General features: G+C 71.6%; 8 protein-coding genes. All 8 read left to right on the forward strand.

All coding sequences use genetic code 11. The features are described 5' to 3' along the window. Window positions 1-4,983, forward strand: a 4,983-nt coding sequence (locus tag Q4I23_RS23060; protein ID WP_498527762.1) for a beta strand repeat-containing protein, incomplete at its 5' end; no start/stop codon positions are given. A gap of 224 nt (window positions 4,984-5,207) precedes the next feature. After that, window positions 5,208-6,500 carry a TolC family protein gene (locus tag Q4I23_RS23065; protein WP_498527763.1) on the forward strand — a complete coding sequence of 431 codons (1,293 nt, stop codon included), beginning with the start codon at window positions 5,208-5,210 and terminating at the stop codon, window positions 6,498-6,500. Continuing rightward, window positions 6,497-8,179 (forward strand): ATP-binding cassette domain-containing protein, encoded by a 1,683-nt coding sequence (locus tag Q4I23_RS23070; protein ID WP_498527764.1) that lies wholly within the window; start codon window positions 6,497-6,499, stop codon window positions 8,177-8,179. Before Q4I23_RS23065 ends, Q4I23_RS23070 begins: the two co-directional genes overlap by 4 nt. Continuing rightward, window positions 8,176-9,537, forward strand: coding sequence for an HlyD family type I secretion periplasmic adaptor subunit (locus Q4I23_RS23075; RefSeq protein WP_498527765.1), 1,362 nt, complete (start codon window positions 8,176-8,178; stop codon window positions 9,535-9,537). Before Q4I23_RS23070 ends, Q4I23_RS23075 begins: the two co-directional genes overlap by 4 nt. 196 nt (window positions 9,538-9,733) lie before the next feature. Then, window positions 9,734-12,820 (forward strand): ABC transporter substrate-binding protein, encoded by a 3,087-nt coding sequence (locus Q4I23_RS23080; RefSeq protein ID WP_498527766.1) that lies wholly within the window; start codon window positions 9,734-9,736, stop codon window positions 12,818-12,820. After that, a complete protein-coding gene (locus tag Q4I23_RS23085; RefSeq protein ID WP_498527767.1) occupies window positions 12,817-13,212 on the forward strand; it encodes a hypothetical protein in 396 nt (131 codons plus the stop codon). The genes Q4I23_RS23080 and Q4I23_RS23085 overlap by 4 nt, the downstream gene beginning before the upstream one ends. Window position 13,213: 1 nt before the next feature. Further along, a complete protein-coding gene (locus tag Q4I23_RS23090) occupies window positions 13,214-13,678 on the forward strand; it encodes a hypothetical protein (protein ID WP_498527768.1) in 465 nt (154 codons plus the stop codon). Next, on the forward strand, window positions 13,675-14,151 hold the full coding sequence (locus Q4I23_RS23095; protein ID WP_498527769.1) for a hypothetical protein: 477 nt from the start codon (window positions 13,675-13,677) through the stop codon (window positions 14,149-14,151). The genes Q4I23_RS23090 and Q4I23_RS23095 overlap by 4 nt, the downstream gene beginning before the upstream one ends. Window positions 14,152-14,171: the final 20 nt, after the last annotated feature.

Consider the following 14,171-nt stretch of genomic DNA (forward strand, 5'->3'; position numbering starts at 1 on the left):
TGTATAAGAGACAGGGCGCTGACCAGCGACCCCTTCGCCGTCGCCGCGCAAATCCAGCAGCAGGTGGCCCGCGCCATCGAGGCGGCCGCCGCCACTCTGCCCGCGACGGTGCCGCCGGTGGCGGCCCCCACCCTCTCGGCCGGCTTCGACGCGACGGCCTTCGCGAAAGCCCTGGCGATCGCCGAGGGCACCGCGGCCCCGGCCGGCTTCGCCGTCTTCCACCTGATCGAGGCGATGTTCCGGCCCGGCGAGGCCGGCAGCCGCGTGATCGGCGTCGCCGTGGTGGCGAACCCGGACTCCCCGTTCGGCGTCTGGCAGTACAGCGTGGACGGCAGCGTGTGGCTGGCGGTGGGCACGGTCGGCGACGGCTCGGCCCTCGTGCTTCCGGACAGCGCCCTGCTGCGCTTCCTGCCGGCCGCCAACTGGAACGGCACCGCACCGTCGCTCGGGCTGCGGGCGGTGAACAGCGAATGGGCCGAGGGCTTCAGCGGCGCCGGGCACCGGCTGTTCACGCTGACCGGCGTCGGCGGCACCACCCCGCTGTCGGAGGACGTCGCCCTGCTTGCGCTGGAGGTGACCCCGGTGAACGGCGCCCCGGTGGCGACCGGCGCACAAGCGGTCCTGGCCCCCATCACCGAAGACAGCGCCGACCCGGCGGGCGCCGGCGTCGCGTCGCTGTTCGGCGGACTGTTCTCCGACCCCACCGACGCGGTGTTCGGCTCCACCGGCAACGGCTTCGCCGGGGTGGCGGTGGTCGGCAACGCGGCGACCGCCGCCCAGGGGCAATGGCAGTATTGGACCGGCACCGCCTGGGCCGCCGTGGGAACGGTGTCGGACGGCAACGCCCTGCTGCTGGCCGCCGACGCCAAGCTGCGCTTCGTTCCCGCCGCCGACTGGAACGGCGTGCCGCCGAGCCTGACGGTTCGCCTGATCGACGATTCGCAAGGGCCGGTCACCAGCGGCGAACGGGCGGATGTGACGGGTGCCGGCGGCGACAGCCGCTACAGCGCCGGGACCATCGCGCTTGATACAGCGGTCAGCGCGGTCAACGATGCTCCCGTGGCAACGGGCACGGCGGCCACCCTGCCGACCATCGCGGAGGACACCGCCAACCCGGCGGGCGCCACCATCTCCGCCTTGTTCGGTCACCTGTTCTCCGACGCCGCCGACGCGGTGAGCGGCGGAGCGGCGGCCAATGGCTTCGCTGGCGTGGTGGTGGTCGGCAACGCCTCCACCGTGGCGCAAGGAACGTGGCAGTATTGGACGGGCACCGCCTGGGCCGGCATCGGCACGGCGAGCGACGCCAACGGGCTTTTGCTGGCCGCCGACACGGCGCTGCGCTTCGTTCCCGCCGCCAACTGGAACGGCACCACGCCCGCCCTGACCGTCCGGTTGGTCGAGGACGGCGGCGCGCCGCTGATCACCGGCAACCGCGTCGACCTGACCGGTGGCGTCGGCGGCAGCACCATCTACAGCGCGGGAACCATCGCGCTGACCGGAACCGTCACCCCGGTCAACGACGCGCCGGTCGTCACCGGAGCGACTGCTACCCTACCAGCGATCGCGGAAGACACCGCCAACCCGTCCGGCGCCACGGTCTCCAGCCTGTTCGCCCACCTGTTCTCCGACGCGGCGGACACCCTGAGCGGCGGGTCAGCCGCCAACGGTTTCGCTGGGATCGCCATCGTCGGCAACGCGGCGACCACGCAAGGCGTGTGGCAATATTGGACCGGCACGGGCTGGGCCGCCGTGGGGGCGGCCTCGGACGGCAACGCCCTGCTGCTGGCCGCCAGCGCGATGCTGCGCTTCGTTCCCGCCGCCAACTGGAACGGCACCACCCCGGCTTTGACCGTCCGGCTGATCGACGATTCGCAAGGGGTCGTGACCAGCGGCGGGCGGGCCGTCCTGACGAGCGTGGGCGGCGACAGCCGCTACAGCGCCGGCACCGTCGCCCTGACCACCACGGTCGGCGCGGTCAACGACGCCCCCGTCGCCACCGGCACGGCGGCCACCCTGCCGACCATCGCGGAGGACGCCGCCAACCCGGCGGGTGCCACCGTCTCCAGCCTGTTCGGTCCCCTGTTCTCCGACGCCTCCGACGCGGTGAGCGGCGGGTCGGCCGCCGACACGCTGGCCGGCGTGGTGGTGGTCGGCAACGCCGCCGCGGCGCAGGGGGCGTGGCAGTACTGGACCGGAACGGCCTGGGCCGACATCGGCGCGGTCAGCGGCGGCAGCGGCCTGCTGCTCTCCGCCAACACCGCGCTGCGCTTCGTTCCCGCCGCCAACTGGAACGGCACCACCCCGGCCCTGACCGTCCGGCTGGTCGACACGTCGCAAGGCCCGATCGCCAGCGGCGAGCGGATCGACGCGACGAGCGTCGGCGGCGACAGCCGCTACAGCGCCGGGACCATCGCCCTGACCGGAACCATCACCTCCGTCAACGACGCCCCGGTGGCGACGGGCACGACGGCCACTTTGCCGACCATCGCCGAGGACACCGCCAACCCCGCGGGAACCACCGTCACCGCCCTGTTCGGTCATCTGTTCTCCGACCCGGCGGACGCGGTGAGCGGCGGGTCCGCCGCCAACGGCTTCGCCGGCGTCGCCATCGTCGGCAACGCGGCGACCGCCGCGCAGGGCGCCTGGCAATACTGGTCCGGCTCCGCCTGGATCACCGTGGGCGCGGTGGCGGAGGGGGCGGCGCTGGTCATCGCCGCCAACGCGATGCTGCGCTTCCTTCCCGCCGCCGACTGGAACGGCACCACGCCCGCCCTGACCGTCCGGCTGATCGAGGACGGCGGCGCCCCCGTCGTCACCGGCGGCCGCGTCGACCTGACGGCCGGCGTCGGCGGCAGCACCGTCTACAGCGCCGACACCATCGCCCTGGCCGGAACCGTCACCCCCGTCAACGACGCGCCGCAGATCACCGCCGGCACGACGGCGCTGGCGACGATGAAGGGCGTGGCGGTGGCGGTCACCGGTCTGTCGGTGTCCGACGTCGACGCCGGCGCGCTGCCGATGCTGGTCACGCTGACCGCCGGCCACGGCACGCTGACCCTGGCCGACGCCGGGTGGGACGCCGTCATCACCGGCAACGGAACGGACAGCGTCACCATCCGCGCGACGCTCGCCACCATCAACGGGCTGCTCGGCGCCGCCAACGGGCTCGTCTACACGGCAAGCGCCTACAGCGGGGCCGACGCCATCCGGATCGTCGTGAACGACCTGGGCAACGGCGGGGCCGGCGGGCCGCTGACCGCCACCGCGACCATCGGCGTCACCGTGGCGCCGCCGAACGCCTCCCCCGTCCTGATCGACACCAACCTCGACGTGGCCGTGGCGGCGGAGGCCCTGGCCGCCCCCACAGCGGGCACGGTCGGCTTCGCGGTGTCCAAGCTGGTCGGGCTGAACGGCAGCGGCCCCGCCAACGTCACCGACACGGACGCCGGGGCTGTCGTCGGCATCGCCCTGACCGGCACCAACGAGAGCTATGGCCGCTGGTGGTTCTCCACCGACAACGGCGCGACCTGGAGCCTCGTCGGCGCGGTCAACGACAGCGATTCCGCCCTTCTGCTGCGCGCCACCGACCGGCTCTACTTCCAGCCCAACGCCGCGGTGCCGGCCACCGTCAACGGCGCCCTGACCATCCGCGCCTGGGACCAGACCACCGGCAGCGCCGGCTCCAAGACCGCCGTCACCCTCGGCGACGGCAGCGCCTTCTCCGCCGCGACGGACACCGTCACCCTGCATCCCGGCGTGCTGATCTTCAACGGCACCTTCGACAAGGGGCTGACCGGCTGGAGCTACACCGCCGGCGCCACGGTGGGCGCCACCGGCGACGGGCATGAGGGCACCCTGACCTCCGCGGGCGGCCGGACGCCGACGCAGCTTGAGGACTTCCTTGGCCTTGCCCACGGCTCCATCGCCACGGCGACCGGGACCATTCCATCCTTCGGCAACGCGATGAAGCTGGCCACCACCGTCACGGTGACGAAGGACACGACGCTGACCTTCGACTGGACCTTCATCTTCTCCGACCCCGGCTATCACGACTTCGCCTTCGTCAGCGTCAACGGCGTGGTGACGCTGCTCGCCAAGGACGCGAGCGCCAGCGGGAAATTCAGCGTGGTGATCGCGGCCAACAGCACCCTGTCGCTGGGCTTCGGCACCTCCGACACCAGCGACAACAGCGTCAACCCGATCCTGCGCGTCGACAACATCAAGCTGACCACCGTCGCCAGCGACCCCATCGTGCTGGACATGGCCGGCGACGGGCTGGCCCTGCGGGCGCTGACCGACGGCGTCCTGTTCGACGTCAGCGGCGACGGCGTGGCCGATCGGACCGGCTGGGTCGGCAAGGGCAACGCCCTTCTGGTGCGCGACGACAACCAAAACGGGCAGATCGACGACGGGCGCGAGCTGGTGTCGGAGCATTTCGGAAAAGGCTTCAACAGCAGCCTGGAGGCGCTCGCCTCGCTCGACAGCAACCACGACGGGCTGTTGGACGCCGCGGACGAGAGCTTCGCCACGCTCCAGGTCTGGCAGGACGCCGACGGCGACGGGGTGAGCCAGCCGGGCGAGCTGCGCACACTGGCCGAGGCCGGGATCCTGTCCATTGCCACCACGGCCACCCCGACCGAGACGACGCTGGCCGGCAACCACATCCTCGGCACCACCAGCATGACCATGGCCGACGGCAGCAGCCGCCTGGTGGCCGGCGTCGCCTTCGACGCGCAGGCCACCGTCGCGGCGCAGCTGCACAGCCAGCCGCTCGCCGCGCCGCCATCGATTCAGGCCGACCACGGGCGGTTCGACTACGCGGCGCTGCTCTCCTCCGGGCTGGGTCTGCCGGACAACGTTCCGGTTGTGCAGAACGGGCTGGATGCACACGCAGGGGACTGGGCGATGGCGCTTCACACCGCGGACACACACCACACCACAACCCATGCATCGACGATTGTGCCGGTCGCAGAAAATTCATGAGCGACTGACAGAATTCGACGCATTTTTAGGTATTTGGATACTGTTTTGTCCTAAATGAGTATGAGAGTTCTCGACTAAGATCATGATCGCTGTAGGCCGAAGAGCCTAGACATGCGGCGATCTCCAGGACCCTCATGCACAAGTTTTGTCTTATCGCCACGGTTGCGCTTCCGCTCCTGACCGGAGATCCACAACCCTCGGTTGCGGCTCCGCGCGACGAAGTGGTGGCGCTGATCGGCAAGGCGACGGAGAGCCACGACCGCCTGCGCGGGGCGGAGGCCGCCGCCGACGGCGCGCGCAACGCCCTGCGGGTCAGCCATGGCGGCTGGTTCCCGACGCTGAGCCTGTCGGCCAACGGCGGGCGCGAGAGCACGACCAAGCCGGCCGGCCTGCCCAACACGGACATGAACGCGTCCCAGTTTTCGGCGCGGGCGACGCAGCTGATCTGGGACTTCGACGCGACCAACGCCGACATCCGGCGCGCCCAGGTGACGCTGGTCCGGGCCGACATCGCGGTGGAGCGCACCCGGCAGGAGCTGCTGGTGGAGGGCCTCACCGCCTACGCCAGCCTCGTCCGCGCCCACCAGCTCCTCGCCTTCGCGCGCCAGTCCGAGGACAACATCCGTCGCCAGACCGGGCTGGAGGAGGTGCGGCTTCAGGAGGGCTTCGGCTTCTCCACCGACGTCCTCCAGGCCAAGAGCCAGCTGGCCGGCGCCCAGGCGCGCCGCGTCGCGGCGGAGGAGGGGACGCAGAACGCGCAGAGCCGCTTCCAGGCCTTCTTCGGCCATGTTCCCTTCCAGGTCAGCAACGCCCAGGTCCTGGCGATGACCCGCGCCAGCCTGCCCGTCTCGATGGACGCGGCGGTGGAGGAGGCGCGCCGTCACAACCCGCGCCTTCAGGAATTGGCCCTGACCACCGCGGCGGCGCAGGAGGCGGTGACCTCGGTGCGCGGCCGCACGCTCTACCCGCGGATCGACGGTTTCGTGGAACACAACATCAAGCGCGATATCGCCGGCCAGCCCGGGCGCCAGAACGAGCTGCTGTTCAAGCTCCAGGTCACCTTCTCGCTGAACACCGGCCTGACCGCGCTCAACAGCATCCGGCTGGCCGAGGCCGACCTGCGGGCCGCCGACGCCAGCTGGGCCGACCAGGAGCGCACGGTGCTTGAGACCGTCCGCAACAGCTGGAACCGGCTGGAAAGCGCCCGCGCCCAGGTGCAGCTGTTGAACGATCAGGCGAGCCTCGCCGCCGGCTTCCTCGACGTGGCGCGGTCGGAGCGCGAGCTGGGCACCCGGTCGCTGATCGACATCCTGTCGGGCGAGACGACGCTGATCAACGCGCGCAGCGACGCCGCGGCGGCGGAGACGGAGCTGGTGCTGGCCGGCTACCGGCTGCTCGCCGCCATGGGCCGGCTGAACGCCACCGACATCCAGACCAAGCCGATGCCGAAGCTGGCCCCGATGGGCCGCGGCGCCTTCCGGGACCTTGGCCGGCGCGGAACGGGAGACCAGCGATGAGCGGCGGCGCCATCGGTCTGCTGGTGCTGCGGCTGCGCGCCAACCTGCGGCTGACCGCCCGCGTCTTCGCGGCGTCGCTGGCGGCGAACCTGCTCGGGCTGGCCTCGTCCTTCTACACGATGCTGGTGCTGAACCGCTACGTGACGCACGGCGTCGATTCGACGCTGGCGGCGCTGACCGTCGGCGTCGTGCTGTCCATCGCCTTCGAGCATCTGTTCCGCCACGTCCGGCTGGGAATCGCCGGGCGCATCGGAAGGGCCGAGCACGAGCGTCTGACCACCGGGGCTTTCGGCATTCTGATGACCGCGCGCAGCGGCGCCGGATCGGCGGAGGGCGACGCGGCGCGGCGCGAGGCGCTGCGGGCGCCGGAGCAGATCGACTCCGCGCTCGGCTCCGCCAACCTCGCGACTCTGTTCGACCTGCCCTTCGCGCTCGGCTTCATCCTGGTGGTGGCGCTGATCTCCTGGCCGCTGGCGGCGATCTGCCTCGTCTTCACGCTGCTGGCCATCGCCGCCGGGCTGCTCGCACAGGCAGACATGCGCGCGGTCGGGCGCGACCTTGCCCAGGCCGGCGCCGACGCCCAGGGGCTGGTCACCACCGCCATCGTCGGGCGTGACGCGGTCGCCCTGTTCGGTGGCGCCAAGCCGCTCCTCGGCGACTGGCAGCGCGCCGCCAAGGCCCTGCGCGTGGTCCGCGAGCGCATGTCGATGCGCCAGGGCCGCGCCCAGTCGGCGGCGCAGAGCCTCCAGGCGCTCCAGGGCGTGGCGGTGATCGCCACCGGTGCCGTTCTGGTGGTGCGCGGCGAGCTGGACGTCGGCTCGCTGATCGGCATCAACCTGCTGGTCGGCCGCGCGCTGGCCCCCTTCACCCGGCTGGCCCAGATCGGAGAGTCCCTGGCGATGGCCCGGCAGGCGCAGGTCCGGCTGGAGCAGTTCGCCCGCACCGCCGTCGAGCCGACCGGCGGCACCAGCCTGCCCCGCTACGCCGGCACGCTGGAGCTGCGCGACCTGACCTTCACCCCGCCGGGCGGCGTCACGCCGCTGCTGCGCCGCCTCAGCCTGTCGGTGCCCGCCGGCAACATCCTGGTGCTGAAGGGCCGCAACGGCTCGGGCAAATCGACGCTGATCCGCCTGATCGCCGGTCTGGCCGACCCGCAGGAGGGCGCGGTGCTGGCCGATGGGGTGGACATCCGCAAATTCGCCCCCTCCTGGTGGCGCCAGCAGATCGGGCTGCTGCCGCAGGAGCCGGTGTTCCTCAACCGGACGATCCGCGAGAACCTGCTGCTCGCCAACCCGCGCCTGTCGGAGACGGAGCTTCACGCCGTCCTGCACCGCGCCGGGGCCGACCGCACGGTGGCCGACTGCGCCCAGGGGCTCGACACGCCGCTGCGCAACTTCGGCCACGAGCTGCCGACCGGCCACCGCCGCCGGCTGGCGCTGGCCCGCGCCTTGGCGGTCGGCGGGCGGCTGATCCTGCTGGACGAGCCGACCGACGGGCTGGACTCGGACGGCACCGCCACCGTCTACCGCACACTGATCGAACTGGCGCGGAGCGGCCACACGGTGATCATCGCCTCCCACGACCCGCGCATCCTCCAGGGCGCCTCGCTGGTGCTCGACCTCGACCAACCGAACGGCGCGGCTGTCGTCCGCGAGCCGGCGGGGCTGGTGACGCCATGAAGCCGCTTCCCCTGCTGACCCGCAAGCCCGCCGCCACCGGACCCGCCGCAACGGCACCGGTCACCCTGGCCGGCGCCGTCACCGCCACCGATGAGACGGAAAGCCGCTTCGGCGACGGCCTGTTCGCGGTCAGCATCGCCGCCTTCCTCGCCGCACTCGGCTGGGCGGCCATCGCCGAGCTGAACGTCTCCAGCAGCGCTCCCGGCGACGTGGTGCCGCTGTCCTACAACCAGTCGGTCCAGCATTTCGAGGGCGGCATCGTCCGCGACATCCTGGTGCAGGAAGGCGATTCGGTCACCGCCGGCCAAGCGCTGGTCGAGCTGGACCAGACCAAGATCCGCGCCGACCTGGAGGAGCTGAAGCTGCGCCTCGGCTCGCTGTCCGCCGACACCGCGCGGCTGGAAGCCGAGGTCGGGCGCCGCGAGGCCATCGCCTTCCCCGAGCGGCTGCTGCGCGAGCGGCCCGATCTGGTGGCGCAGACCCGCGACCTGTTCCGCGCCCGCCGCGACCGGCTGGCCTCCGACCTCGACATCCAGCGCCAGGACATCGCCCAGCGCGAGCAGCAGGCGGCCGCCGTGCGGGCGCGCATCGGCGGTTCCCAGGTGGCGCAGGGGCTGATCCGCGAGCAGCTCTCCATCAGCGAGACCCTGCTGAAGCGCGAGATCACCAACCGCATGAAGCATTTGGAGCTGCTGCGCGACGACGCCCGCGTTAGCAGCGCCATCGCCGAGGACCGCGCCACGCTGGCCCAGGCCGAGGCGGCGCTGGCCGAGGCGCGCAGCAAGCTGGTGTGGATCGGCCGCAAATACGAGGAAGAGAGCCGCAACGCCCTCGACGAGGCCCGCCGCAACCACGACGAGCTGTCGCAACGTCTGACCCGCTACCAGGACAGCCTGGACCGCAGCAGCCTGCGGGCACCTATGGACGGCATCGTGAAGACGCTGGCCGTCTCCACCAAGGGCGCCGTGGTCAAGGCCGGCGAGACGGTGGTGGAGCTGGTGCCGCGCGACGGCAAGCTGGTGGTGGACGCCCGCCTGCCGGTGCAGGACATCGGTTATGTCCGCCCTGACCAGCCGGTGGTGGTGACGCTGGCCGGCGGCGACGCCTCGCGCTTCGGCCACATCGAAGGGCGGGTGCGGACGATCAGCCCCGACACGCTGCTCGACGCCAACAAGCAGTCCTACTACAAGGTCCGCGTCGAGCTGCCGGTGACCCGTTTCGACTACGGCGGCAAGACCTACGAGCTGTTTCCCGGCGTGCGCGTGACCTGCAGCATCCTGACCGGGCGGCGCACGATCCTCGATTACGTGTTCTCGCCGGTCCTCAACGGCCTCCAGCACGCGATGCAGGAACAATGAGGATGGCCGGACCAATTGCCTTTCCCCCTCTCCCCTCTGGGGAGAGGGTTGGGGTGAGGGGGTTGCGCTTGTGCCGGACGCACCGCCACGCACAACCCCCTCACCGGCCCTCCGGGCCACCCTCTCCCCAGAGGGGAGAGAGCTACATCCCCCTCGCTCTATGCCACCCCGACACGGACCGCCCGAGGCCCACCCCATGCTGAGCTCGCTCCAGCCCCGCTCCCGGCCGCCGCTGCGCTGGTCGCATCTGACCAAGAAGGCGCGCTTCGCGCTGATTCTGGCGGCGGCGATGCTCGTCACCGTGCTGGTCTCCCTGGTCGTCCGTGCCGGCTTCCTCGGCGACAGCGCGCGCGAGCCGCTGACCATCGCCGTCGTCGGGCCGCTCAGCGGGCCGGACGCGGCACTGGGGCTGGCGCTGCGCAAGGGGGCGGCGCTGCGCGCCGACACCATCAACGCGGCGGGCGGCATCGCCGGCCGTCCCGTGGTGGTCAAGCCCTTCGACGACGAGGGCGACAAGGGCAAGTCGCTGGAGATCGCCCGGCGCGTCTCCAACGACCCGTCCGTTCTCGCGGTGATCGGCCACACGCCGGACGCCACCGACAGCGCGACCGCGATCTACGCCCAGCGGCAGATCCCGCTGATCGCCCCGCGCCCGCTGGTCCGTCCGGCGGACGCCGCCCCCAGCCCCTGGCTGTTCAGCATCACGCTGGACCGCACGCACGAGACGCGCTTCCTCGCCAACTACGTGCGCAACGTGGTGGGTGAGCCGACCGTCGCCATCGTGCGCGAGGACAGCGAGCAGGCCGCATCGCAGGCCAGCCAGTTCGACGCGATCCTTCAGCGCTTCGGCACCAAGCTGGTCGGCCAGTGGACCTTCGCGCCGGGCCGCGGCGGTGCCTCCGCGCTGCCGGCGCTGGCCCAGGCGGTGAAGGAGAAGATGCCGACCGGCGCCGTCGTCGTCATCGGGTCGGCGGTGGACAGCGCGCGGGTGGTGGTGGCGCTGCGCGACGCCGGGGTGCGCAACCTGATCGCCGGCAGCTCGGAGATGGCCTCGTCGGCCTTCCGCACCGAGATCGTCTCCCAGGCGCAGGCCAATCCCAAGGCGCTGACCCCGGAGGCCTACGGCCACGGCCTGCTGGTGTCGTCGCCCGTGCTGTTCGACACGGCGAACGAGCGGGCGCAGCGCTTCTACGGCCAGTATGTGAAGCGCTTCAACGCGGTGCCCGACTGGGCGGCGGCGCTGGGCGCCGACGGCGTGGACCTCATCGCCGGCGCCATCGCCAAGACCAACACGGCCACCGGCAAGCCAGACGGCGAAGCGCTGCGTCGCGCCATCGCCGACCACGACCGCGCCGAGACCGCCTTCCAGGGCACGGTCGGCACCTGGACCTTCGACAACCGCGGCCAAGCCACCCTGCCGGTGATGATGGCCTCCTACAACGGCCTGAACCCGGTGGCGGCGCTGACCCAGCTCCAGCCGATCCGCGAGGCCGGAGTCTCCAACTTCCTGGAGGAGGTCACCAAGGGCCGGGCGCTCTACGTCAACGACCGCTTCATGTACAAGACGGACGTCATCTACACCGGCATCCAGCTCCATGAAATCCGCGACCTGAACCCGGACGCCAACGAGGCGACGCTGAACCTGACGATCTGGTTCCGCTACCGCGGCGCCTTCAACCCGGCGGACGTCGTCTTCACCAACGCGGTCAAGCCGGTCGAGCTGGGCAAGCCCTACCGCGAGGAGCGCGGCGAGGTCACCACCTACGTCGCCTACCGGATCGAGGGGCGCTTCGCCCTGAACGTCTTCGACCAGCGCCCGCCCTACGGCAGCCAGACGGTCGGCGTCAGCTTCCGCCACCGGACGCAGAACCGGAACACGGTGATGTTCGTCACCGACGTGCTCGGCATGTCGCTGGTCGACACCAACGACTTCGTGGAGAAGCTGAAGGCGATGGCCGCCGCGGAGACCGCGTCCGCCGCCGATCCCGGCCTCGCCGACCGCTTCCGCCGCGCGCTGGAGGGCGAGAGCGAAAGCTCCACCCTGCTCGACCAGCTCCGCGCCAAGCGGGTGCTGGCGCCGTCGCCCGGCTGGCGCCTGTCGCGCGCCTGGATCTCGCAGGACGTCGCCTCGGTCGGCAGCGAGGGCGATCCGAACTATGTCGGTTTCGGCCGCCCGCAGCCGGACTTCTCGCGCGTCGACTTCGGCGTGGTCGCGGCACCGGACTCCCCGGCGGCGCGCGACTTCATCCACCGCGACTTCTTCGTCTACATCGCCATCTTCAGCGCCGTCCTGGCGGTCTTCGCCGCCGCCATGGACCGCCGCGACCGCGGCCAGTTCTGGAAGATCCAGACGCTGTTCATGCGCATCCTGTCCTGGCCGCTGCTGCTGATGTCCGCCGGCAACATCGTGCTGGACCAGGCGGTGGCGACGCTGCCGCCGAGCGGGATCGCCATGGTGGTGAACGGCGTCAACGTGCTGTGGTGGATCGTGCCGGCCATCCTGGTCGACCGCACGCTGGAGCGCTTCGTCTGGACCCCGCTGGAGATCCGCACCCAGCGCAAGATCCCCGGCATCGTCCGCCGCTTCTCGACCCTGATCGTCTTCGGCTTCGCCGGCTGCGGCATCATCGCCTTCGTGCTGAAGCAGCCGATCACCAGCCTGCTCGCCGCCTCCGGACTCGTCGGCATGGTCATCGGCCTCGCCATCCAGGCCAATATCGCCAACGTCTTCTCCGGCATCGTGCTGAACATCGAGCGGCCGTTCCAGATCGGCGACAGCATCCAGATCACCGATCTGGTGCGCGGCGTCGTGGTCGACATGACGTGGCGCACGGTGCGCATCCGCAACGTCGCCGGCTTCATCGTCGCCATGCCCAACGCCAAGGTGTCGGAGGCGACCGTCGTCAATTTCAGCGCGGTCGAGCGGGTGTCGATGAAGCTGGAATACTACGCCGACGCCCGCCACGACCCCGGCCGGATGGGCGGCCTGCTGACCACCGCCCTGCAGAACGCCGACAAGGTGCTGCCCAGCGCCACCGGCGGCCCGGCCTTCGTCCGCTACGACGGCATCCGCGGCGTCAACGGCCAGTGGCTGTGCAAGTACAACCTGTTCTTCTGGGTCGAGGACTACGACGCCAGCTTCGTCGTTCCGGAACTGGTCTGGCGGTCGGTCTACCGGACGCTGGCCGAGGCCGGCATCGAGCCGACCCCGCCCGACCTGATGGAGGCCGCCGGCCCCGCAGCGGTCGCCACCAACGCCCAGCGCCGGGCGATTCCGGCATGAGCAGGAACACCCCGATGATGCGAACCCTGATCGCCACGACGGCGCTGCTGCTGGTCCTGCTCGCCGGGACGGGCTGCGCGCCGCTCGGCAGCGACCGCCCCGGCGCGATCCTGGAGAAGGTGGCCGACGGCGACTACGACGTCGGCATCCGCTACCCCGCCAAGCGCGCCCGCTACGTGATGATCGTGGAGGAGGACGAGGACGGCTTCGTCGTGACCAACCGTCCCGCCGGTGCCCGCGCGGTGGAAACCGCTCCGGCTCCGGCGGTGGCGCAGCCGCAGCGCAACGACCGCGTGCTCGCCCCCTGCGCCGAGGCGACCGGCAACTGGTACCGCCATACCCCGGCGGGCTACGTCTGTGCCGGCCAGTCGGCGCCCGGCAGCGGTGGCTGACATGAAGCGCCTCGCGATCATCCTCTCCCTGACGCTCGCGGGCTGCGCCGCCGGTGCGCCCACGCCTAATGCGGGGCGCGCCGACGCCCCCGTGCTGCGCATCGTCGCCGAGCCCGACGCCAACGGGCGCCGCCCGGTCGCGGTCGACGTGGTGCGGGTGGCCGACCCGGCGCTGGCCGGACGACTGGCCGGGCTCGACGCCGCCGCTTGGTTCCGCAACCGCGAGGCGCTGAGTGCCGAGGCCGGCAACCGCATCGCCATCGCCTCCTGGGAAATGGTGCCGGGCCAGAGCGTGCTCCTGCACAGCCTGCCGCCCTTCGCCACCCCCCCGACCCAAACCCTCGTCTACGCGCGGTACGGCGTGCCCGGCGCCCACCGGCAGACGCTGGACGGTGCCGGCGCCCTGAACGTACGGCTGGGACGGGAGACCTTCACCGTGGCTCCGCTGACGGAGGGAACGCCGTGACCGCCCAACTCGCCCCGGCCCATCCCGCTGCGGCGCCGAAGATGGCGCCCGCCGGCGCCAAAACCGCCGGCACGCTGGCCCTGTTCCGCGCCTTCCAGGAGGATCTGCTCGCCGGCTGCGCCGACGCGCAGGCTCCGGCGGGATCGGTCGCCGACCGTCTGACCGCGACGCTCCATGGGATGAGCGGCGCCGCCGTCTCGCAAGGGCCGGGCGCGCATGGCACGGTGGTCAAGGCGGTCTTCGCCATGGCCATGCTGGCCGACCGCGCGCTGGCCCAGACGCGGCCCGCCGACGCCGTGATCTCCAGCCGCCTGTTCGGCGCGAACGCCACGCTGCAGACCCTGTTCGTCCAGGCCGACGACCTGATCCGCCAGGGCGCCAAGGCCGAACGCGGGCTGGCCGCCGTCTATCTTGCGGCGCTGGCACTGGGCTTTCCCGACGACGCCCAGGCGCTGTCTCTTATACACATCTGACGCTGCCGACGATTATACGC

The organism is Azospirillum sp. UFLA03-27, from assembly GCF_059803775.1.